Genomic DNA, 23149 nt, shown 5'->3' on the forward strand with positions numbered 1-23149 from the left:
CGGCATCATGGCGAACAGGCGCTTAGCCTGTACGATCATGCAGCCGACAACGATTTACCATTGTCTCCAGGACGGGTTTATCCACAAAAAGCAGAGGCCATAACCACCGCTTCTTCTTTTTTTATTTCAATCGTTTATTTTTTGCCAAAGCAGATGGAATAGGCTGTTCGGCTGGGGGTAGGTAATCCCGTTTCTGAAATGGTTACGCCTATTGTCTTTTCAACATCATCAAACAGATCAAATAAATTCTTGCCGTAATCCAGGTGAAAACCTTCTTCCCCGGGATAGAGACAATCAACCAATTCAGTACCATAGCGTCTTTTTACATCTTCTGCCATGGCATCCTGGGCAAAACGACAAGCAGAATTACACAGCTCCATAGTAATATACTGTTCCAGCATACCATTCATGGTCATACAATAATTTTCAATTTCAACACCCGAGGTCACGATATTGGGAAAAATCAAACCACCTTTGCGAATTTTATCGACCACAAGGGCACTTTTAAATAAGATACCATCCAGGGTGAAAGAGTTTGCATCAATAATTTTAGCTTCGGAGACACGGTATAAAACCTTTGGGTTAGGAATTTCTTTTGCAGCTTCTAATATTCTTTGGATAGGTATTGCCCGGCGCGAACCTTTTTTCATCCGGAGATGGCCGTAAAACTCATCTTCGTTCAAAGAAAATTTCAGCTCCGTCAATGCAACTACGCTCATATTGTCTCGCTTTCCTGAAACCTAATAAGCCCGTGCAAAATAAGCCATCTTATTTGCCGGCTTACCACAACAAACACACTTGCCCTCAAAAAGGACTTCCTGTTCATCATCGAAGGGAACACAACGGATGGAAGCACCGGTTTCTTCTTTAATCATATCTTCACAGTCCCGTTCACCGCACCACATGGCTTTAATAAAACCAGGATTTTCTTTTAAGTTCTTTTTAAAATCATCCAGATTTTCTGCTGTAGAGGTTTTTTCCTCACGCATTTTCAGAGCCTTGTCAAAAAGATTTTGCTGAATTTCAGCTAACAGCTTGCCAACGGTTTCGCCGATATTCTCAAGACTGACCTGAACTTTTTCACCGGTGTCTCTGCGGGCCAGAACACACTGTCCATTTTCAATGTCTCGGGGTCCGATTTCTAACCGGATGGGGACACCTTTCATTTCCCATTGGTTAAACTTCCAACCTGGCGAATAGCCATCCAGATCATCCACTTTTACCCGATAGTCTTTGTCCAGCGCTTTGCTCAATTCCCAGGCCTTATCTAAAACACCTTCTTTGTGCTGGGCCACCGGAATAATCACCACTTGGATTGGTGCAATCTTGGGTGGCAGCACTAATCCGTTGTCATCCCCGTGAACCATAATGATTCCACCAATTAACCTGGTTGATACTCCCCAGGATGTATGGAATGGGTAGGACTGTTCATTATTACGATCAAGATAAGTAATATCAAAGGCCTTTGTAAAATGTTGACCGAGATTATGAGAAGTCCCTGATTGCAATGCCTGGCCATCATGCATTAATGCTTCCATGGTATAGGTGGCATCCGCTCCGGCAAATTTTTCTTTTTCGCTTTTTTGACCAACAACCATGGGCATCGCCAAAAATTCCTCGGCAATTTCCCGATAAATTCCTAACATCTGCATGGTTTCAGTTTGGGCTTCTTCCGGGGTTTCATGAAGGGTATGACCTTCCTGCCAGAGAAACTCTGAAGTACGCAAAAATGGACGGGTTGTCTTTTCCCAGCGAACCACTGAACACCATTGATTATATAAATAAGGCAGTTGCCGGTAAGAGTTAAGCCACTTGGCATACATGCTGCAGATAATGGTTTCTGAGGTTGGACGTACAGCCAGGCGTTCGGTCAGCTCCTTGCCGCCGCCATGGGTAACCCAGGCTACTTCTGGAGCAAAGCCTTCTACGTGTTCTGCTTCTTTTGTCAAAAGACTTTCGGGAATTAAGAGAGGAAAGTACATGTTTTCATGACCGGTTTCTTTAAAACGTTTGTCATAAGCACTTTGGATCAGCTCCCAAATGGCGTAACCATATGGACGGATGACCATAAATCCTTTCACAGGAGAATAGTCCACCATTTCTGTTTTTGAAATAACATCGGTATACCATTGAGGAAAATCAACTGCCATAGAGGTGATTTCTTTTACATGATTATTTTGCTTTTTACCCATTATTTTTCTTTCTCAGACATTTGTCTGTTAATTAATGTTTTTTTGCTGAAGTCATTGATCATTCATCGAATATACAAAAAAATCACTTGCGCAAGCAAGTGATTTTTTATATAGGTATCGAGGAATTATTTTACTTCGATGCTTCCGCCTACTTCTTCGATTTTAGCTTTAATTTCTGCAGCTTCTTCTTTAGTAGCGCCTTCTTTAACTGGTTTTGGAGCTTCATCAACTAATGCTTTTGCTTCTTTCAAGCCTAAGCCAGTGATTTCACGAACAACTTTGATGACTTTGATCTTTTGATCGCCAACAGCTGTTAAGATCACGTCAAATTCAGTTTGTTCTTCAGCTTCTTCAGCAGCGCCAGCAGCTGGAGCAGCAGCAGCAGCCATAGGAGCAGCAGCACTTACACCGAATTCTGTTTCTAATGCTTTTACTAATTCAGATAATTCAAGTACAGTTAATGCCTTTACGTCTTCGATTAATTGGGTTACTTTTTCACTTGCCATTTTTATAATACCTCCAAATATTCTTTCTAAAATTTTAAATTACCTATAAACTAGGCTTGTTTTTGTTCTGCAATCGCGTTTAATGCAACAACCAATCCACGCATGTTTCCGTTTAAAACGTTGACAAAACCTGTGATTGGGGAATTTAAGGCGCCTAAAACTCTAGCTACCAATACTTCGCGTGGTGGTAATTCTGCAAGTTCCAAAACGCCTTTGACGTCTAAGACCTTACCATCAACCATACCTGCTTTAATTTCCAATGCTTTATGCTTCTTTGCAAACTCACTGAGCATTTTTGCTGGTGCTACTGGATCTGTATTACAGAAAGCAATCGCTGTAGGACCAACCAAAACATCAAGAAGACCATCAAAACCAGTTTCTTTGGCTGCAAAGCGCATCATTGAATTTTTGTAAACCTTATATTCGATACCTGCGGCTCGCGCTTGGGCACGAAGTTCAGTAACTTCTTCAACAGTTAAACCACGGTAATTAACGAGAACCGCTGTTTGGGCGTTGCGAAATTTTTCTGCAATTTCTTGTACAATGACTTGTTTTACTTCAATCTTTGGCATATATTATGTGCACCTCCTTTTATAAATCGTATCAAAAAAGCTCACTCCACAGGCGTGAAGAGAGCTTTATATTTTAAATAAGCTTTTCTCTTCAACCTCGGTAGGATTTATGTAAAACACCTACTGTCTATGGATGAATGCGTCTTTAACAACGACGTTATTGTATCATTTGTCATTTTCTATGTCAAGTCCATTCGAGGTTATGTTAAATATAATTAACAGCCTCTAGATTTTTGCTGTGTTGATTTTAATACCAGGACTCATAGTGCTTGCTAAGGTAACAGTTCTGAAGTATAAACCTTTTGAAGCCGAAGGTTTCGCTTTTTTTACTGTATCCAGTAACACTCTCATGTTTTCAAGTAATGCTTCTTCGGAAAAAGAAGCCTTTCCAATAATAACATGAATGATGTTGGTTTTATCCAAACGATACTCAACCTTACCGGCTTTAGTATCAGCAACCGCCTTTGCGATATCCATGGTAACTGTCCCTGATTTAGGATTTGGCATTAAACCTTTAGGTCCTAGAACTCGACCTAAACGACCAACTTTACCCATCATGTCAGGTGTAGCAATCATTACATCAAAATCAAACCAGTTTTCTTTTTGAATTTTTTCAATTATATCGTCTTCACCAAAGAAATCCGCACCAGCTTCTTCAGCTTCTTTTAACTTATCGCCTTTGGCAATAACAAGAACTTTAACTGATTTACCTGTGCCGTGTGGTAGAACGATCGCTCCACGAACCTGCTGATCTGCATGACGTGAGTCAACACCCAATTTAATATGCAATTCAATGGTTTCATCAAACTTTGCCGTTGCAAGTTTCTTTACTTGTGCAATAGCTGCATCAAGATCAAATAATTCCTGCTTATCATAACTTTTTACTAATTCTCGGTATTTTTTTCCTTTATTCATCTTAGCCTCCTTGTGGTATTAGCGGTATCCCTCCCACTTAAGGTATTCTACCTTCTAAAAATTATTCTTCGATTGTGATGCCCATGCTTCGGGCGGTTCCAGCGATCATTCTCATCGCTGATTCAACAGTTGCTGCATTTAAATCAGGCATTTTCAATGTTGCGATTTCTCTTATTTGATCCTGAGTAACCTTTGCAACTTTGGTTTTATTTGGAACAGCTGATCCTGACTCAATTCCAGCGATTTTCTTTAAAAGAACGGCAGCTGGTGGAGTTTTTGTGATAAATGAGTAAGATCGATCCTGATAAACAGTAATTACAACAGGAATAATCATTCCTGCATCATTTGCAGTTTTTGCATTGAATTCTTTACAGAATCCCATGATGTTTACGCCGTGTTGACCAAGTGCTGGTCCAACTGGTGGTGCTGGTGTTGCTTTACCGGCAGGTATCTGTAATTTAATCATACCAATTACTTTTTTTGCCATATTAACACCTCCTTCATTTTAGTATTATATTTTGTCTCCCGGGGGAGTAAGCATGAAGAATAGTTTTTCCTTAAGTGTTTAATTTTTCTATTTGTTCAAAGCCCAGTTCAGCAAGAGTTTCCCTACCAAACATCGAAACATTGACTTTGACCTTTGATTTTTCTGGATGTACTTCTTCAATAATCCCGGTGAACCCTTCAAGCGGTCCTTCTGTGACCTTAACTTCTTCGCCCACATGCATGCTAATTTCCACACGCTGCTGTCGAATGCCCATGCTTTTTAATTCAGCTTTGGTCAACGGCACGGGTTTTGAAGCTGGACCAACAAATCCAGTAACACCACGAGTATTTCTGACGACATACCACGAATCATCCGTCATGAACATTTTAATCATGACATAACCGGGAAATAGTTTCTTCTCTTTAACGACCCGCTTGCCGTTTTTGCTTTCCACTACTTCTTGTACGGGAACCTGAACCTCTAGGATCAAATCCTCCATATTTCTGTTTTCTACTGTGGCCTCAATGCTCGCCTTTACCTTATTCTCATATCCGGAATAAGTGTGGGCTACAAACCATTGTGCCTCATCGTGTTGATTACTATCCATGGCTCTCCCTTAACTATTTGTTGAGAAATAGTGCGGCAAGTCCACCTAGTCCTGTATCAACAACCCAAACGAGTAAAGTGAAAATTGCAACAATACCGGCAACAACGCCAGTTTTCTGTGTCAATTCTTTTTTATCTAACCAGGTAACTTTTCTTAACTCATGATAAACGGCTTTAATGAAGTCCACCATTTGCTGAAAAATATTTGGTTTTTTACTCTTGTCGCTTGATTTTTTTTGAGTTTTTTTCTCATTTTTTGCCGTCGTTTGGGGCGCTTTTTTCTCTGTTTTTACGAGATTTGCAGCCTTATCTTCGGATTTTTGTGCCTGTGGCTGGGTGTTATTTGTTTTTTTCTGTTTACTACTGGCAGTTTTAGCTTTTTTATTTGTTGCCATGATATACCTCGTTACCCATTATTTCGTTTCTTTATGGGGGGTATGCTTCTTGCAAAATCTGCAATACTTATCCATTTCTAAACGATCAGGATTTGTCTTTTTGTTTTTCATGGTATCGTAATTTCTTTGCTTGCATTCTGTACATGCTAAAGTAACTTTTACTCTCATTCCAGCACCTCCTACATCCTTATATCAACACCCGAAGGAACACGCAGGCACACGTTCCCTATTTTCATAGTCACTAACATAGAATACCATGGAAAAGTCATTTTTGTCAATTAAAACATCAATGATTATTCCGTATTCTTCGTATTTTTTTCAAATAAAAAAAGGCGCGTGGCCTTTCAGTTGGTTTCTCCATTATATCAGCAATCCACTGAATAATCAAGGCGGATTTTCACTTTTACAATTTTAATCCCCAATAATCACAATCAACCACTTTCCCATCAATATCCACTACACCGGGAAGACGGCCCCAAAGTTCAAATCCGAATTTCTGGGCAAGCTTCTTGCTTGCTATATTGGTATCAAATATGACGGCAATGAGATTTTTATACCCCAGTTCCCGGGCTGCTTCAATGGCATGCCCCATCATAATAGTTCCATATCCTTTGCCCTGAGCCCGGGGGTCAATATAATAACTGATTTCTGACGTATACCTGAATCCTTCCCGTCCAGCTCGATACTCGGTTAAGGTAATCCATCCCATAACTTCACCTTCCGCCTCGATAACAAACATTGGATGTTTGGGATGAGCGTGATGAATAAACCATGACTTACGTCCTTCCATGGTTGCCTTCGTCAGCTGTGCCGTATAAATCCGTTTTTCAATGGCATCATTGAGAATGTCCAGCACCCGCTGATAATCTTTTTCTTCTACTAGTCTTATGTTCAAGCCGAATCTCCTGTTATTTAGTATATTTTTATTTTCGTCCGATTTTCCCCTTCCAGGCAATGATCACTGTGATAATAAAGATAATCGCAATCACACCGATGGTTGAAATATAGGGGGAAAGCACCAGGGTCAGCCAGGCAATAATCACAGGAGAAATGATGGCAAAGAGCATCAGGCACCCTGCAATGATTAGAATTTTTTTAGTACTTCCCAAAGTTACCTCCGTATAACCACCACGAGTGACGGCTTTTTGTTACTTAAAGAGTATAGTCCTAGTTACCGGTTAATGCAATGTTTTTTATATGTAATAGCTGAAATATTTATTCTTTAATCAGAGAATTTTGAACCGAAGCAGTAATTAATATGCCTTCCCTATAAAATAATCAGATATCATTGCTTTATTGGTTTATTTGATTATTTTTAAGTCCCCAAATAAAAAGCAACCTCTTTCGAGGTTGCACCAGACTTTATCCAAAGCAGAAAGGTAAGTCCTGGGGACAATCGTAACATCAGTTGTCGGCATCATGGCGAACAGGCTAGCCTGTACGATCATGCAGCCGACAACGATTTACCATTGTCCCCAGGACGGGTTTGTTGACAACCTCTTTCGAGGCTGCTTTTATTTTTTTCCATTATTCAATTTGTATTTGTTTTTCCCTTTCCAGTTCTTTCGCTTTGGGAACGTGAATCTGCAAAACGCCATTTTCAAACTTCGCTTTAATATCACCTTCCGCTACATTTGGAAGATGTATTTGTCTTTCCATGGATCTAAACGATCGTTCTCGATGAATATAACGTTCATTTTCATCATTTTTTTCTTCTTTTTTTGATGCCGAAATCAACAAATTGCCTTCATCGAACTTAACATGAATATCTTCTTTATCATAACCGGCAAATTCTGCGTCAACAAGGTATTCATCGTCTTTTTCCTTTACGTCAACTTTAAAATTGTCGGTTGCCAAGCTCCTTAGGGGTGACTCGGTATCATTAAAAAAATTATCAACCATATTATAGAAGTCCACAACATCATCAGTCCGGGCCAGTCCTCTGTTTTTGTTATAAGGTGTTAAACCTAACATCAATAACGCCTCCTCTAAAATATATATTTGTCAGCACTCTTATTCTTTGAGTGCTAATTTAATTTTATTATAAGACTTTTTCTCGAATAGTCAAGTGATTTTTAATTTTTTTTATAAAAAAACCATTCCTTTTTTTCAGAAATGGTTTTCGTGAGATAATTTAATTTAGTATTTTACGCTTATTAACTGATTTCGTTTTAAATTTGGTGCACCCGAGTGGATTCGAACCACCGGCACGCAGTTTAGGAAACTACTGCTCTATCCACCTGAGCTACGGGCGCATGAATTCCAAAACTCATTATACCAAAAAAACACTTTTTTTTAAACTGTTTTTTTATAAATATTAATGCTCATAAAAAGAAGGCTGCTGACACAGTGAAAAAGTTATGCCACAAACCTTTTTACGAATTTTTATTTCATCATGTTGTGACCAAGGGGTCAGACCCTATGCATCAAGGCGAACAAGTGCTGACCGGTACGATCTTGCAGCACCCAACGATAAATAAATATCCGCGAAGAGGTTTGTCGCCACACTGCAAATTGTCGTGCTGAGCTCTTCATACCTAGTTTACGCCATAATACTCTTCCATGGTTTTCCCGCTGGAGTAAATATCCGTTGCCACATCTACGCCTACGTAACGGAGGTGCCAGGGTTCATAAGCATAGCCGGTGATATTAGTTTTACCCTCGGGATAGCGGATAATAAACCCGTACTTGTGGGCATTTTCCTTAATAAACTGGCCTTCGGGCATACTTCCAAAGCTTTCCAGAAGATCAAAGCCTGCTGAGGCACTGGTGACATCCATGGCCAAGCCCATTTGATGCTCGCTCATTCCCGGCCGGGCACTCACAAGTTCCGCCCCTTCAACCCCATAGGTTTCGACATTCCAGGCATATAACTCGGCCTGGGTTTCGTAGGAACGATATCCCGAACAGCAAAAGAGTTCTAAACCTTTTGTTTCCGCCGCACCAAAAAGACCAGTTAAAGCCGTCGCCGCAACCTCACGCAGCTGTGTATCCCGGGTGGATGGGAGGTCAACCGAAACCAGATCATCCGGCTTAAAGTCCGCGGAAATGCTATGATTTTTATTAACGACCTGGGTAATTCCTTCACCGACCTTTTCGCTGACTTTTTCTCCGGCCTCATTAGAGGACGCCACAGGATCAGCTACTGGACTTGTTTCATTTTCAGTATTGACAACTGCTGTATTCGCAGATGTTTCCTGGGTGTTGGTTGCCAGAGCATTTTGCTTTTCATCCGCTGCCGCAGCACTGGTGTTCTTTGCATTAAATCCGACAAGCACAACCACAATAATTATAATAAGCAACACTGCCAAACCGGCACATGCTATAATAAATCGTTTTTTATCTTTTATTCTCATTATTTATCCCTTTACTTTTTCTTTTATTATACACTAATTCAGAAAATATCTCAGTTCTTTTCTCACTTTATCATTCATTCAATAAAAAAAGCAGAACTCATAAAGTTCTGCTCAGACTGTAGATAAAGTATAACAATAGATCCCGGGGACAAGTTTTTACGCAAATTAGTAAGTCTTGAGGACTAATCGTAACATCAGTTGTCGGCATCTTGGCGAACAGGTATGCCTGCATAAGCATGCAGCAGACAGCGATTTACCATTGCCCACAGGATGATTTGTCATGCCCTGCCAACCATAAAAAAAAACAGAACTAATAAGTCCTGCTTTCAAGCATGGTTTTTTTAATAATATTCGATGACTTGCAGAAGACTTTATCTGAAATGAATTTTCGCTTCCATCAATTTTCTTTGTACCGCCGTCATTTTCTCAATGGCCAAATATATTTCATTTGAGACCTGGTCCTTTGAGGTACCCTTAAGCTGAACTGCCCATTCTTCATAACCTTCAATATGATCCCCGGTATGATTGATCCAATGAGCCAGAAATACTTTAAAGATTTCCTCTTCCTTTTGGATATTCAATACATCACTCATCTAAACATCTCCCAGTTTCAATTCTCTTTTGATCAGAGCCACTGCTTCTCGTATTTGAAGCATCAATGGTTTTTGTTCCAGGGACACAATATAATGATTTTCAGGCAAAATTGGAATGTAAATTTTTATTCCATCACTGCCTCCAATGGCTTCAACCATCTTTGGAGTAACTTCTCCCATCATCGCATTGGGAATGGTCATTGCAATGGAACCAATAATAATATCGGCCTTTTGCACAGATACTGCAATGGCATTTTCACCGGTGGCACCTTTATTGGCACCCTTTTTTAACATGGCGGCTGTGGCCAGCGCATTCGTTCCCAATCCATACACTTCAATGTAAGCTGGGATTTCCTCTTTGAGGATTCCAACAATACGTGATCCAATGCCGCCTCCCATACCATCAAGCACAACAATGTTCATAAACTAAACCGCTATTCCTTCAATAATAATTTTGTGTTTAAGAAGTTTAACTTCTTTTAGTCTGCCTTGAACAATTTTTGTACCACCTAATAAATCTGACAAAGTTAAACTGCCATCGTCGTTTGGAATAATGTCAACGACATAATCCATAATTTTTGTTTCTCCTTCAGGAGTAATCATATAAGCTGAAGATTCACACATGTTCGTAGCCTCCTTTCATTACAATATATTTTTGTACAAGCCACCCCATAAACCAAGGCTTCTGGAGTGACTGTACATTTATTTTATCACAATAATCTTAATTTTAATAGTTGCCTTTTAATCTTTTTAAATTTTAAAACAGTTACATAATTGGATCCATGGCCAGAGCTGGGTGTCCTTGTGCTTCCAGGTATGCCAGAACCGCTTCGGACTCGGTAGCAATGGTTTCATCACACACCATATCCACAAAATTTTCAATCCCGGTCATTTCAAAGACTGCTTTATTTAATCGTTCCCCGACATCATCCTTTAATTCCTTTGGCATCCAGACAATCCGTGTTAAACCGCCTTCGGCTGACATGAATTTTTTGGAACCGATAAAGTGACGGCCATGTCCCATGAAACCAGGTGTTTGAACACCGCCACCGGTCATTGATGCCAACTCTCCAAAAGTCATCCCCACTGGAGAAATTGCACCAAACTCGCGGTTTACAATAACCACACCATTGGCTTCCGGCATAATCCCGCAGATACATTCGAAACAGCCGCAGGAAGTCATCGGATCTTCTAAGATCGAGTATAATGTAACCTTTTCAACAGCTCCCTGGGAAGCCGCAGCAACCGTTTCATTAACGGACTGCCAAATGCCCGCACAGGCATCAATGGCTTCGCCTTTTAAGATCGGTTGGGAAGGCCCGGCTGGATCCAGTTCTTTGGTTGCTTTACTATCCAACCAGGAAACGGCCCCGCAAAGACCTAATCGTTCAGGTGTTACCACACACACGTGACTGGGTGCAAAGGATTGACACAGAGTACAGGTGTAGAACGTATCAACGCTTTCATCCGTCAGTGCATCCAAACGTTCGTCACGCTGGTTGTAAATGGGCTTAACCATTTCAGTTTCCAGACGTTCAACATCCTCAAGATTCGTATACAAGGTTACCTGACATTTATCGACAACATTGTTAAAGTCTGCCCGCATTTTTGCATACAGCACTTCACCGATATGTTTTAATCTAAATCCTTTTTCGTAAGCTTCTTTGGTAATACGAATCCAGGCAATATTTCGTTGGCCTACATGCATAGCACCATCGATGTAATTGGTGAAGTAGTGAATTCTTCGTTCCAAGACGGATTCAAAATCTTTTTGCATGGCTTTACCGGCCACTTCAACAAAGATACCAAGTGGCAGACGTACAACATCAGCGCCTGCAAACATGGCATCATCCATATCCGGTCCAATGAGGGTAATTTTGTGATCCTCAACATCGGCAAGGTCTGCTTCTTTGACAAGTTCCCAGCACTTTGTTTTATTGCCGCCAAATTCAGCAAACATGGTGTCTTTTCGAACACGTTCGCCTTCGAAAGCAGATGCCACTGAAACAGGCACATCAATTTTCGTTACTTTTATTTTAATACTGCGCGCTTCCAGCGATGTTTCCACGGTTTTAGCATGATCAGCCTGGGTCATCAGAGCGCCGGCAACTTCGGGTACTACAGTATCGGCAATTACCGGGAAACCTAGGGCAATGGCACCGGCACCAACAGATACCACGACTTCATCCAATGGTCCAAAGGTATTAATAAAGGCAGGCACCCGTTCTTTAGTATAGGTTAAGAAATCCCCTAATTTACCCGGTTCAACGGCACCAAAAATCAAAGCTGCACGAATAGCAACCGATACCACGTGAATCACCGAGGTCACTTCATGTCCCAGGGGAATAACACGGTAATCAAGGCCCATTTTCACGCCTGACGCCTGAGCCTGTTCGATGATATTACCAACCATAAAGGTCAACAAACCTTTTTCCTGATAATCTTTAACAATGGCCGCCAGACTTGCTGGATCTGCCGATTCGCCCAAAAGCACGGCAATCCCAGGGATATCACCGGTTACCAATGGAACACCAAGTGATCGAATCACCGGATCCGGCACAAAGCCAATCCCGGAATCATCGGCATAAGGATCACCTTCAACGTAGCGAAGGGCTTCAATAATTTCTGCACCCACTGCGGTGGCAAGACCAGCATTAAGAGCATCTCCTAAATCATCCTTATTGGTAATTAAGCTTTTTAATATAGCAACGGCAGCTGGCAAATCCCCCAACTTTTTTATTTTAACCCCTGTAGCAGCATAAATAACCGGCAGAAAATAAGCCGTATCGGGGAATCCTACAACATGACCTTCACCATGTTTTTCTATGGCATCCTTTACTGCCCCCTCTGTTAAACCTGCAACCGCATTGGAACCTGCATAAATTAATTCTGTCAAACTCATAATAATTACTCTCTTCCTTTTCTAAAGAATTTCAACGCCTTCAGACATTGTAATAAATACTACACTAATGTATTTTTTGGTAAATTGAAAACTAAAGTACTTTTTTTGCTTCAACCAGGTGTTTATCAGCTTCGGCGATTAAAGCTATGGCTTCAATTAAGTCTTGTGCCACTTCATTTTTACCCATTTGTTTCATTTTATCCACCCAGGTTTTGTATTCCTTGGCATGATCCTGATTATGGGCAACCCAATGTTCCAGTAAAAGACCTAAAATTTCCACATCTTTATTTTCTACGTCGTCGACGTGTACATGGCCATGAGAATGCACATGAGGATGGGGATGAGCATGCTGATGAACGTGTTCATGTTCGTGTTCACTGTCATGTTTATGTTCGTTACCGTGGTCATGGTCATCGCTGTGTGGATGGCTATGTTGATGTTCATGTTCATGATCATGATTGTGAGAATGATCGTGACCATGAAGGTTTGTTTCCTCATGACTGTGTTCGTGTCCTACTGTACCTTCGTGAGCATGACCTTCTGTATGTTCATGGTGTTCACCATGAGAGTGAAGTTCTTTATTATTACACATTTTGTTAACCTCCTACAGTTATAATTTAAAATTTATTATATCATTTTTTCCATAATAAATAAATAGATTTAATTAGAATTATTCTTATCTATATTATTTGTTAGAAATATAATTGTAAAAAGGCAGAGCACATATGTGCTCTGCCTTCAGGCATAATGTTATTTTTGACACAGGTCAAAAATTAATTACATAATTTCATCCATTGCTAATGCTGGATGTCCAACTTTTTCTAAGAATTCTAATACTCCTTCAGAATCATTGGCAATTGTTTCATCACAAACCATGTCTGCAAAGTTTTCAACGCCAGTCATTTCAAAGACTGCTTTGTTTAAACGTTCTGCAACATCGTCTTTTAATTCCTTAGGCATCCATACGATTCTTGGCAAACCGCCTTCAGCTGACATGAATTTTTTAGAACCAATGAGGAAACGACCATGACCCATGAAACCTGGAGTTTGAACCCCACCACCGGTCATTGAAGCCAATTCTCCAAAAGTCATACCTACTGGAGAAACATCCATAAACTCACGGTTTACAATTACAACGCCGTTGGCTTCTGGCATAATACCACAGATACATTCGAAACAACCACAAGATGTCATTGGATCTTCAAGAATTGAGTAAAGTGTAACTTTTTCAACTGCGCCCTGGGAATTAGTGGAAACTGCTTCATTAACTGAATCCCAAACACCAAGACGTTCGTCTATTGCTTTACCTTTAACAACAGGTTGATTTGGTCCCATTGGATCCAATTCTTTTGTTGCTTTGGCATCCAACCAGGAAACGGCACCACAAAGACCTAGACGTTCTGGTGTTACGATACAAACATGACTTGGAGCAAAGGATTGACATAATAAACATGTGTAGAATTCATCAACACTGTCATCTGTTAAAGCGCCCATTCGTTCGTCACGTTCAGCGTAAATTGGTTTAACCATTTCTTCGCCAAGTTTCTTAACTTCATCAGCGTTGGTGTAAATAGTGATTTCACATTTATCAACAACTTTATCAAAGTCAGAACGCATTTTTGCGTATAAAACTTCACCGATATGTTTCAGACGGAAGCCTTTTTCAAATGCTTCTTTTGTTAAACGAACCCAGGCAATGTTTCTTTGTCCAACATGCATTGCGCCTTCAATATAGTTTGTGAAGTAATGGATACGTCGTTCAAGAACGGTTTCAAAATCTTTTTGCATTTGTTTGCCGGCCACTTTAACCACGATGCCCATAGGTAAACGAACAACGTCTTTTCCTGCAAACATAGCGTCGTCGATATCTGGTCCTACAAGTGTGATTTTATGATCTTCCATTTCTGCAAGATTACCGGTAGTAACAAGTTCCCAACATTCAGTTTTATTTCCGCCAAATTCAGCAAACATAGTATCTCGACGAACACGTTCACCTTCAAATGCTGACGAGACAGCAACTGGACAATCTATTTCGGTAACCTTGATTTTAATATTACGAACTTCCAGAGAAGTTGCAACAACTTTACTGTAATCAGGTTGGTGTAATAATAAGGTTGGTACTTCATTAATGTAAGTATCTACAGTTGCTGGGAAGCCCAATTCGATGGCAGCAGCACCGGCAGCGATAATTTTATTATCCCAAGGTCCAAATACATTGACAAATGCTTTTACGCGATTTTTTGTGTATGTTCTTTGAGCAAGAAAATCGCCTGGTTTGGTTGCGCCAAAGATTAAGCTGGCACGAAGAGCAACGGAAACAACATGGATAACAGATTCAATTTCATATCCCAATGGAATAACACGAAGGTCAATACCCATTTTGATTTTTTGTTCGATGGCCTGATCGATAACTTTACCAACCATAAAGGTTAATAAACCTTTGCCCTGGTAATCTTTAACGATACCGGCAAGTGTTTCAGCATCAGGTGCTTCACCGATAATAACGGCAACACCTGGGATATCTTCTGTTACTAATGCTACACCGAATGAACGGATTTCTGCATCAGTCAGGTTACCCAAAGTACGTACATCAGCTGTATTTAAATCTTCAGCTTCACGACCTTTATAAGGTGTTGGGTCATAAACATATTTTACTGCTTCAATAATTTCAGCTAACATTGCAGAAGCTGTACCAGCATCTAAAGCAGCCTGTAAAAATTTAGCAGGGTGAATGTATTCTTTGGCCAGTGCCAATGCATCTTCCAATTCACCTACATTGGTGATTTTCTTGCCTGTGATGGCGTAGATGCAAGGTAGTGCATAGGCAGTACCTGGGAATTTAACGGGAGTTTCTTTTCCCTTTTCAGCAACGACCTTCGCAACCATTTCTTCAGCACGTTGAAGGTATTGAGCTTGACCGTCGTAAATAATATCAAAAAGATTCATATTCATATGGACTTTTTCCTCCTTAGATTAATTCAATTAACATTTAATTTCTGTCTTTTATTTCTTTTTATCCTGCACAATCTCCTGAATTCTTTTGCCAAGAGCGGCAATATCTGCCTTCATGACAGGATCGTCATAGGGTGATTGGTTGTTTCTGTCAGATTCTGAGATGGCATCACGATAATTCATAAATCCGATGATGTTCTCTTCTCCAATTTTTTCTGTAAGAAAGGCAATATCTCCGTCATTCCGGATTTTATTTCCAATAACATAAACCTGTTTCACGCCGATATCCATTGCCATGGATTTAACTTTTTTATACGTTTGAATACTGCGAACCCCCGGTTCAACGACAACAATGAATGCATCCACTGCCCCAGCTGTTCCGCGGCCCAAGTGCTCAATCCCTGCTTCCATATCCATAATGACTACATCCTTTTGGTAAAGCACCAAATGACTCATCAGCATTTTTAATAAAACATGCTCAGGACACACACAGCCGGATCCTCCGGTATCTACGGTCCCCATGGTTAAAAGCTTAACTCCTTTGAACTCTTTGGCATAACGTTCGGGAATATCCGCAACTTCGGGATTCATTCTAAACATTGAACCGAATGATCCCTGTTCAGCGGCGGTCCGTTCTTCTACCAAATCTTTCATTTCTGAAATCGGAACGATGCTTTCGATCATCTCTTCAGTCATACCTAAGGCAAGACCAAGATTTGCGTCGGGATCAGCATCAACGGTTAATACATTATATCCTTCGTCGGCGAAATATTGGCTTAAACATGCTGAGATGGTCGTTTTACCAACCCCGCCTTTTCCTGTTAATGCTATTTTCATTTTATCACCTGTCTGTTTCTATTGATTAAATACCTAAAGCTGTTCTTTTTTCTTCGATATCAACCATCATTTTTTCAACTGCAACCAATGGATCTTTTTCGAATACATAAACAGCGCCAACATTTGCACGAACGCCTTCATTTAATAATTCGGTAAATTCGACGCTACCAAGAACTTGTGGAATAATACCTAAGTATGTATTAATACCGGAAGCTACAACATAGCTGGCAATGGATACAGCTTTTTCTGACATCCATTCTGGTGCAGATCCAACAACTGGTAAGTCACAAATATCAACGCCCTTTTCAACTGCAACCCGAGACACAAGATCAAGGATTCGACTACAGTCAACACATGAACCCATATGTAATACAGGAGGAATGTTTACACGTTCACAAACTTCTTTAAGACCACGGCCACACAATTCTTTGGCTTCTAATGTCAATAACCCTACTTTAGCAGCAGCCTGTGCGGCACAACCGGTAACAACGACAATAACATCGCGTTTGATCAGTTCTTTAATAACTGTTACGTGACCTAAATCATGTTCTGTTTTAGGGTTGTTACAACCAACCACACCTGCGGCACCACGAATAACACCGGCATAGATAACATCTGATAATGGTTTAACGGTTCCCAATTTGTCTTCTAATTGGCTGTTTACAACTTTATCCAAATGGTCAATAATTGTTTCTACTGAATATCCTGCAATTGTTGGTTCTTTAAAGTTTGGAATTTCAACTTTGGATGCATCTCTGTTTGCAAAATTCTCAACAGCTGTTTTAACAATACCATATGCACAGTTAAGAGCATCGGATTCGCTGAATTCAATATACATATCACCGGCAATTTTCGCTTTTTGTGAAGTACTTACGAAATGTGTGTGATATTTTTTCGCTAAAGCTGGTAACGCTGGGAAAATACACTGAACATCTACAATTACGGCTTCAATAGCGCCTGTAATAATCGCTAATTCCTGTTGGTAGAAGTTTCCGGCAATTTTAATACCATGTCGCATGGTAACTTCATTACCAGTACAGCACATACCAACGACGTTGATGCCTTTAGCTCCTAATGATTTTGCCAGTTCCAATAATTCTGGATTTTTGGAAGCAACTACAACTACTTCAGCAAGATTAGGATCATGACCATGAAGCACAATGTTAACCATTTCTGCATCAATAACACCAAGATTTGATTCGGAAGCACATGCTTTTGGTGTACCATAAAGAATATCTGAGAATTCAGTACCGATCATGGAACCGCCCCAGCCATCGCCAAGTGAAGCTCTCATCCCTCGGTTTAATAAACTGTCAATATCGCTTGCACAACCAATGTGGGTTGAATGCATGATGGTTGTAATTTCCTGGTCAATGGCTCTTGGTTCCATTCTTTCACGTTTCCAAATATCCTGACGTTGTTGCGGTGCTCGTGTTAAAAATCGTTGTGTACCAAAAGGTTTACCAAATTCTTCTAAGGCCATTTCAGCTAATTCATGGGCCAAAGCATAGGTTTCTTTGGTATCAGCGGCTTCAATGCCCCATTCTGCTGCAATTCGTCTCATTTTAGCTTCGTCACGAATCTTAAATGGACCTTCAGCACTGGCTAAATGCATTGCATGAACGATATCACGGGCATGATCAGAGTGAGCAGAAGCTCCGCCGGCGATCATTCGTACAAAGTTTCTTGCTACAATAGTTCCAGCGTTAGCACCACAAATCCCTCTTTCAGCACCTTTACCAGGAACTGGGCTGACTCGACATGGACCCATTGCACAGATTCTGCAACATACCCCTGCTTCTCCAAATCCACATTGTGTTTTCTGAGCAGCTTTTCGATCCCACATGGTTTCGACGCCGTCTCGTTGAGCCTTTGCGATTAACGCTTCAGCTGTTACATCACTCTTTAATAATTCATTGCTCATATTTTTCTACCTCTCTAAATCTAAATTTATAATTACTATCACCGCAACAGTTTCGTATAATATTTATTTTTACAACATTGTAAAAATTACACTTTACAAACACTATTAAATGCTATACAATATAGGGCGAGTGATACATTATACACTATTTTTTTTGCTCCTGATTTTTTCCATTTTATTGCGTACCAAGTAATGGAATTGAATCAGGAGCTTTTTTTTTCGAGTATTTTCAAATACCTGTTATAATTTTAGAAAGGTATCCTAGAACTCAAATACGGAATCTGCATAAAGGATATTATTTTTGATAATATCGCAAGCTACAATTGTTTCTCTTAATCGTTTGTCGCAAGGATTTACGATTGCAGAACTAAATCCACATTGCATGGCCATTGCTAAAACAGAACAGTCTAATATAGGACGGATATGTTTTGGAGCACCGTTAGATACGTTGCTTAAACCACCGGTAGTTAACAAGCCCATGTCAGTAATCATTTGAATGGCTTCTAAAACATCAACTAATTGATCTTGCATTCCTTTGATAACAATGAATAATGGATCAAATAATAAATCAGTTGGTTCCATGCCACGTTCCATACCACGTTCCAGTAATTCTGAACAGTATGTAATACGTTCGTCATTATTAGCTGGCACGCCTTCTTTAGAACAAAGAGCAATAACCATAGCGTCATTAGCTGCTGCTAAATCCACATACTCAATACGATCACCTGCATCTGCAGAGTTTACGATTGGTTTTCCTTTTGATCGGTTATAAACCTGGATACCAGCTTCGATGGCTTTCATGTTTGCGGTATCAAGTGCGATTGGCACATTATCAAAGTTTTCCTGGAGTAATTTAACACCCCATTGCATTAACTCTTCGCCGCCTCTTTCAGCAGGTCCGATGTTTAAATCTAAATAGTCTGCACCAGCTGCTAATTGTTCTTTAGCTCTTAGCAGAATTGGATCTGGGTTTCTATCTGCGAATGCTTGTCGGATTGCTGGAGAGATACAGTGAATTCTTTCACCAATTACCATGAATTTTGACATATTGTTCCCCTTTCAAATTGAGAAAATGTATTAGGTGTGTCCGGGATAAACCCGGACACAGATTGCATATTATGCTTGCAAATCTCTTAAGAATTTAGGTATTTGCATTGCTTCGTTTGGTCCGACAATTACTTCCCATTCAGGTAGTAATTCAGCCAAATCGCCTTGAAGCACAGCTACTTTACCAGGTAAAATTAATTTACGTGATGTTGTAAGCTCAGCTACGTTTGCTTCTTTAATAAAGTTGGCAATAACGGTTGAACCAAATTTACCAGCAGCCCAAGCTGTCAATACTGAATAACCACCAGCATCTGGAATAGCAAGGTAAGCAGGTACTTTAGAACGTTCGATTTCGCCAGCAACAACAAAGTAAGATAATGCGAAATCTACAGTAACCAGTACTGGATCTTTTCCAGTTGGTTTGTTGAATTCATATACCTTAGGTTCAACACGCATTGGTTTTTGAGGATCTGTGAAGATGTTTTGTCTTAAACCAAATAGTGGTAAAGCTGCGTTGAAGTCCATTTCTTCCATAACAATGATTGAACCGTAACGAAGAACAAATGCAGATGCCAATGCAATTTGCATGTTGATATCGCCAGGTGCAAGACGGTTAGTAAAGACAACTGAAGGATATCCGAATGAACGGTCATTGCCTTTAATTGCAGCTGTTCGAATATCTACCGCGTTTGCGTATGCTTCTTTAATGGAAGTATCGCTTACTTGTAATACCAGGTTTTTGTAACCTAATTTTTCAATTGTTTCAACTAAGTCATGTAAAGCTTCAATGCTATCAGCACAAACACCAAGAACAGCATCAGCTGCTTTAGCTACTTCTACCATTGCTGCTGCATTATCGACAGTTGCACCCATAAGGATGGCTTTGGCGCCAGCAACTGCAACAGCTGCCTTTGCTAGGTCTGCATCAACTGTGATAATCATGGGGATTTTGCCGCATTCAGCTACTTTTTTCACTAAAGCCACAAATTTGTCTTTGTCAGCTGCAAAACGAACAGCTACAACTTCTACATACATTGCTTCGCTAATACGTTCGTATTTAACAGCTTCAAGTTTTGCACAAGCTGCTGCCACTTCGTCATCAGTCATTGCGTCTGATAATTCAACTGCAAACAAGTTTCTGTTTACCAATGTTTTTTCATGTCTGAATAATACTGTTTCACCACCAAGAGTATGTTCAGCTGCGCCGGATCCAACTTTGATTGATTTCATTGGAGGAGCGGTTGCTTCTGATAATAATGCCTTGGATTCGTCTGAGATGTAAGGACATTTTTCAATGGGGACAGCGCCTGTGGCTGCTTTCATTGAGAAAGCCATACATGTTGGGAAACCACACTCTTTACAGTTTGTCTTAGGAGTGAGTTTAAATATATCTAAACCTTTTATTGCCATTTGTATTCGCCTTCCTTTCCTAACCTATTAATCCAGCAATCAAGCTTTTTATTGTTTTAGCTGATTCTGGATGTCTTACGATAATAGCGTTTGATCCGCCAACAACACAAGCTGCAGCTGTTGCAACTTCCATACCAATACCGCGGGCTTCTTGATCGCCCCATTCTGGTGCATCTTCAAGTGTAGACACAGCTTCTTTAACACCCCAGGATTCTCCTGAAATATTGGTAATAATTGGCATCTGTAAACTTTCATCGTTTTGACCTAGGCCAGCAAGACGAATACGATCCATGGTTGAAGCAACATATTCAAATCCGTAACCAACTGCTGCTGATCCAACGTCCATGATAATATCTTTGCTCTTAACCCCTAATTGTGTTAATAAGATATTCAATTGTTTTGCAAGGTTGATATCAACTGAGGATTCAGCGGATACTTTTTGTCCGTAAGCCATTCCACCAGCAGCACCGATTGTTTTGTAATTATCTTCAACTGCAGAGAATAAAACAACATTTTTTCCTTCAAGCGCTTTTGCTACTTCTTCCAGTAACTTAGCATCTTTTTCTGCGTTTTTACATCCTTCTACAACCAAAGGTACGTTAATTGCACCTTCTACTGCAACAACTGTTGCAACGCAGTTTTCCACTGAATTGTTAGCTCCGTTTGGATCTGCACTTGCTAGTTTAACTAGTAAGAAATCAGCACCTGATTTTTCAACTGCTGCTTTTGCCCAAGCTGCTGGATTCTTCAAGTCGTCACCGAAAATATCAGTGAAACAATCAGACCAGTCTTCTGGTGAATCTGTGATTGCAATCCCAACTGCAGGTTTAAAACCTTCATCACCTAAAAAGAGTAATGTGTTTTCGCCCCCTATGCTTATAGCTGCATCTCCTGCACCTATCTCACACGTGTTGATCTTGCCATTAAATTTTAGTTCTGTCTTTTTGTATGGCATTTTTTTGTTTCCTCCTAACCTGTTACCTTTTTTCAAAATATTTATTCCAAAGCATCACACTTTAAAACACACAATTAAAACCATTACATAATGCAGTGTTTAACCTGTATATATAAGTATACACAGATTGTACTATACTAGTTAAAAGATTGTCAATTATTTTTCAGGTTTTTATTAAAATTTATTATGTTTTTTTTTGTTTATAAAGAGAAAGTAAAGGTTTTCAATGAAATCATAAACACATCACCTAAAATTGCCAAATCCTTTATATTAAACACCTTTGTTAAACTTTTGTCAAATAGAATCTGACCCTCAGCTTCAAATTCATCATCGCCAAACCATAAAATACAGGCAATTTTCACTCCTGGCATAAAAGTAAACTGCCATGACAGGTCCCCTTTTCCCATGGGACTGGCGTTTATGGCGTCCATATATTTTTTCAAGGCCTCGGGCATCTCATTGCCAATATTTGCAAAAACCTGAAGGCATCTTTTATAAAAATTGGGGTAATATAAAGCACCATCAGGAAATTCCTTAAAACTTACCATTTCTCCAGAGTTAATTCCGGCTTTGGCGTTCATCAGATAGCGCAAAACAATGATTTTTACCGAATAATTGTCAAAATCCTCACCCTTGCTGTTTAATACTTCGCCGCTGGGATAATGCACAGAATAGCCTTCGCCTAAAACCGGAACGCTGAACATTCCCTGAGCGGCATCATAGGAACATTGAGAATTTTGACTCATTACCAGCGGATCATGGTTTTTCACCAGATCCCTGCTGACAATGTAACTACTTTCAGAAAAATGCGGATCAATCTCCTGAATTTTTGAAGTTTTCATTATTTTTTACCTAATTCTTTTAATGCCGGTATGAAAATATCACCCATGACTGCCATGTCCTCGGCACTGAAGGCTGTTGGAAAATTGGCATCAAACAAAATCTGCGCTTCCGGTGGAAATTCATCATCCCCCACCCACAAAATAACCGTCATGAACATATTGTTAATGACTTCAAACCGCCAGGACATATCTCCGATGGTCTGCGGCTCGGCGTCCAATATTCCCATGGCTTTTTTTAGACCGTCAACATTGTAATTAAAGGTAAAGGCAAAGCGTTTGAGACAGCGTCCTTCAAAACAGGCAAAATAGGCATTCCCGCCGGAAACATCCCGGTAGGAAATATTCTCACCGGTTGCCGCCGCACCCTTGGCATTGATTAAATACCGGAGAATCATCGTTTTTAATTTGTAATTATCAAAGTCTTCCCCTGCTGAATCAGTCACATCTCCCTGGGGATAGGTCACCATATAGGGTGAACCCATAACGGTGACCGTAAATGCATGGGTTTCCTGGTTATAGGGACAGGTGGTTTTTTTTGACACAACCTGAGGATCATTGTCTTTTAATAAAGCTTTATAATGATCGTAAGGTATTTTATCTTTTCGTTTCTCTTCAATTGCCACTTCATCGCGCAAAGTATTTTCCATAAAACTCTCCT

Annotated in this window: 26 protein-coding genes, 1 tRNA gene and 1 other annotated feature; all 27 genes read right to left on the reverse strand. The window is 40.1% G+C overall.

Annotated features, from left to right (window positions below; all coding sequences use genetic code 11):
• Positions 1-134: 134 nt before the first annotated feature.
• Positions 135-719: a hypothetical protein gene (locus AKG39_RS06875; RefSeq protein WP_050739644.1), complete on the reverse strand. Its 585-nt coding sequence runs from the start codon at positions 717-719 to the stop codon at positions 135-137.
• Between the two features lie 21 nt (positions 720-740).
• A complete protein-coding gene (gene proS / locus AKG39_RS06880) occupies positions 741-2192 on the reverse strand; it encodes a proline--tRNA ligase (protein ID WP_050739645.1) in 1452 nt (483 codons plus the stop codon).
• A 125-nt stretch (positions 2193-2317) separates the two neighbouring features.
• Positions 2318-2698, reverse strand: coding sequence for a 50S ribosomal protein L7/L12 (gene rplL / locus AKG39_RS06885; RefSeq protein WP_050739646.1), 381 nt, complete (start codon positions 2696-2698; stop codon positions 2318-2320).
• A 50-nt stretch (positions 2699-2748) separates the two neighbouring features.
• The gene (gene rplJ, locus AKG39_RS06890; RefSeq protein ID WP_050739647.1) at positions 2749-3270 is read right to left on the reverse strand and encodes a 50S ribosomal protein L10; all 522 of its coding nucleotides are present in this window, start codon (positions 3268-3270) and stop codon (positions 2749-2751) included.
• 24 nt (positions 3271-3294) lie between these two features.
• Positions 3295-3421, reverse strand: a sequence feature (ribosomal protein L10 leader region).
• Between the two features lie 74 nt (positions 3422-3495).
• Positions 3496-4185, reverse strand: a complete 690-nt coding sequence (gene rplA, locus AKG39_RS06895; protein ID WP_050739648.1) for a 50S ribosomal protein L1 — start codon at positions 4183-4185, stop codon at positions 3496-3498.
• Positions 4186-4246: 61 nt separating this feature from the next.
• Positions 4247-4672, reverse strand: coding sequence for a 50S ribosomal protein L11 (rplK, locus tag AKG39_RS06900; protein ID WP_050739649.1), 426 nt, complete (start codon positions 4670-4672; stop codon positions 4247-4249).
• 70 nt (positions 4673-4742) lie between these two features.
• Positions 4743-5279 (reverse strand): transcription termination/antitermination protein NusG, encoded by a 537-nt coding sequence (gene nusG, locus AKG39_RS06905; protein ID WP_050739650.1) that lies wholly within the window; start codon positions 5277-5279, stop codon positions 4743-4745.
• 13 nt (positions 5280-5292) lie between these two features.
• Complete coding sequence (gene secE, locus AKG39_RS06910) at positions 5293-5673, reverse strand: preprotein translocase subunit SecE (protein WP_050739651.1); 381 nt, start codon at positions 5671-5673, stop codon at positions 5293-5295.
• An 18-nt stretch (positions 5674-5691) separates the two neighbouring features.
• Positions 5692-5841, reverse strand: a complete 150-nt coding sequence (rpmG, locus tag AKG39_RS06915; RefSeq protein ID WP_050739652.1) for a 50S ribosomal protein L33 — start codon at positions 5839-5841, stop codon at positions 5692-5694.
• 235 nt (positions 5842-6076) lie between these two features.
• Positions 6077-6568 (reverse strand): GNAT family N-acetyltransferase, encoded by a 492-nt coding sequence (locus AKG39_RS06920; RefSeq protein WP_242852570.1) that lies wholly within the window; start codon positions 6566-6568, stop codon positions 6077-6079.
• 28 nt (positions 6569-6596) lie between these two features.
• Positions 6597-6782 carry a hypothetical protein gene (locus AKG39_RS06925; RefSeq protein ID WP_050739653.1) on the reverse strand — a complete coding sequence of 62 codons (186 nt, stop codon included), beginning with the start codon at positions 6780-6782 and terminating at the stop codon, positions 6597-6599.
• A 418-nt stretch (positions 6783-7200) separates the two neighbouring features.
• On the reverse strand, positions 7201-7647 hold the full coding sequence (locus AKG39_RS06930) for an Hsp20/alpha crystallin family protein (protein WP_050739654.1): 447 nt from the start codon (positions 7645-7647) through the stop codon (positions 7201-7203).
• 204 nt (positions 7648-7851) lie between these two features.
• A tRNA-Arg gene (locus AKG39_RS06935) sits at positions 7852-7928 on the reverse strand.
• A gap of 282 nt (positions 7929-8210) precedes the next feature.
• Complete coding sequence (locus tag AKG39_RS06940; protein WP_050739655.1) at positions 8211-9029, reverse strand: M15 family metallopeptidase; 819 nt, start codon at positions 9027-9029, stop codon at positions 8211-8213.
• Between the two features lie 371 nt (positions 9030-9400).
• Positions 9401-9622 carry a DUF8180 domain-containing protein gene (locus AKG39_RS06945; protein WP_050739656.1) on the reverse strand — a complete coding sequence of 74 codons (222 nt, stop codon included), beginning with the start codon at positions 9620-9622 and terminating at the stop codon, positions 9401-9403.
• Positions 9623-10045, reverse strand: coding sequence for a DUF3842 family protein (locus AKG39_RS06950; protein ID WP_050739657.1), 423 nt, complete (start codon positions 10043-10045; stop codon positions 9623-9625).
• Between the two features lie 3 nt (positions 10046-10048).
• Positions 10049-10246, reverse strand: coding sequence for a CooT family nickel-binding protein (locus AKG39_RS06955; protein WP_050739658.1), 198 nt, complete (start codon positions 10244-10246; stop codon positions 10049-10051).
• 142 nt (positions 10247-10388) lie between these two features.
• Complete coding sequence (acsB, locus tag AKG39_RS06960) at positions 10389-12524, reverse strand: acetyl-CoA decarbonylase/synthase complex subunit alpha/beta (protein WP_050739659.1); 2136 nt, start codon at positions 12522-12524, stop codon at positions 10389-10391.
• Between the two features lie 91 nt (positions 12525-12615).
• Positions 12616-13116 carry a DUF8180 domain-containing protein gene (locus AKG39_RS20665; RefSeq protein WP_050739660.1) on the reverse strand — a complete coding sequence of 167 codons (501 nt, stop codon included), beginning with the start codon at positions 13114-13116 and terminating at the stop codon, positions 12616-12618.
• Positions 13117-13301: 185 nt separating this feature from the next.
• Positions 13302-15470, reverse strand: a complete 2169-nt coding sequence (acsB, locus tag AKG39_RS06970; protein WP_050739684.1) for an acetyl-CoA decarbonylase/synthase complex subunit alpha/beta — start codon at positions 15468-15470, stop codon at positions 13302-13304.
• Positions 15471-15527: 57 nt separating this feature from the next.
• Positions 15528-16313, reverse strand: a complete 786-nt coding sequence (locus AKG39_RS06975; RefSeq protein ID WP_050739661.1) for an ATP-binding protein — start codon at positions 16311-16313, stop codon at positions 15528-15530.
• Positions 16314-16338: 25 nt separating this feature from the next.
• Complete coding sequence (gene cooS, locus AKG39_RS06980; protein WP_050739662.1) at positions 16339-18237, reverse strand: anaerobic carbon-monoxide dehydrogenase catalytic subunit; 1899 nt, start codon at positions 18235-18237, stop codon at positions 16339-16341.
• Between the two features lie 261 nt (positions 18238-18498).
• Positions 18499-19284 carry a carbon monoxide dehydrogenase/acetyl-CoA synthase methytransferase subunit gene (gene acsE / locus AKG39_RS06985; protein WP_050739663.1) on the reverse strand — a complete coding sequence of 262 codons (786 nt, stop codon included), beginning with the start codon at positions 19282-19284 and terminating at the stop codon, positions 18499-18501.
• A 69-nt stretch (positions 19285-19353) separates the two neighbouring features.
• Positions 19354-20694 carry an acetyl-CoA decarbonylase/synthase complex subunit gamma gene (gene acsC / locus AKG39_RS06990; RefSeq protein ID WP_050739664.1) on the reverse strand — a complete coding sequence of 447 codons (1341 nt, stop codon included), beginning with the start codon at positions 20692-20694 and terminating at the stop codon, positions 19354-19356.
• Positions 20695-20713: 19 nt separating this feature from the next.
• Positions 20714-21649, reverse strand: coding sequence for an acetyl-CoA decarbonylase/synthase complex subunit delta (gene acsD / locus AKG39_RS06995; protein WP_050739665.1), 936 nt, complete (start codon positions 21647-21649; stop codon positions 20714-20716).
• Between the two features lie 200 nt (positions 21650-21849).
• Positions 21850-22491 carry a DUF3786 domain-containing protein gene (locus tag AKG39_RS07000; protein WP_050739666.1) on the reverse strand — a complete coding sequence of 214 codons (642 nt, stop codon included), beginning with the start codon at positions 22489-22491 and terminating at the stop codon, positions 21850-21852.
• Positions 22491-23138, reverse strand: coding sequence for a DUF3786 domain-containing protein (locus AKG39_RS07005; RefSeq protein WP_050739667.1), 648 nt, complete (start codon positions 23136-23138; stop codon positions 22491-22493). The genes AKG39_RS07000 and AKG39_RS07005 overlap by 1 nt, the downstream gene beginning before the upstream one ends.
• Positions 23139-23149: the final 11 nt, after the last annotated feature.

Source organism: Acetobacterium bakii, from assembly GCF_001263355.1.
Taxonomy (GTDB): Bacteria; Bacillota; Clostridia; order Eubacteriales; family Eubacteriaceae; genus Acetobacterium; species Acetobacterium bakii.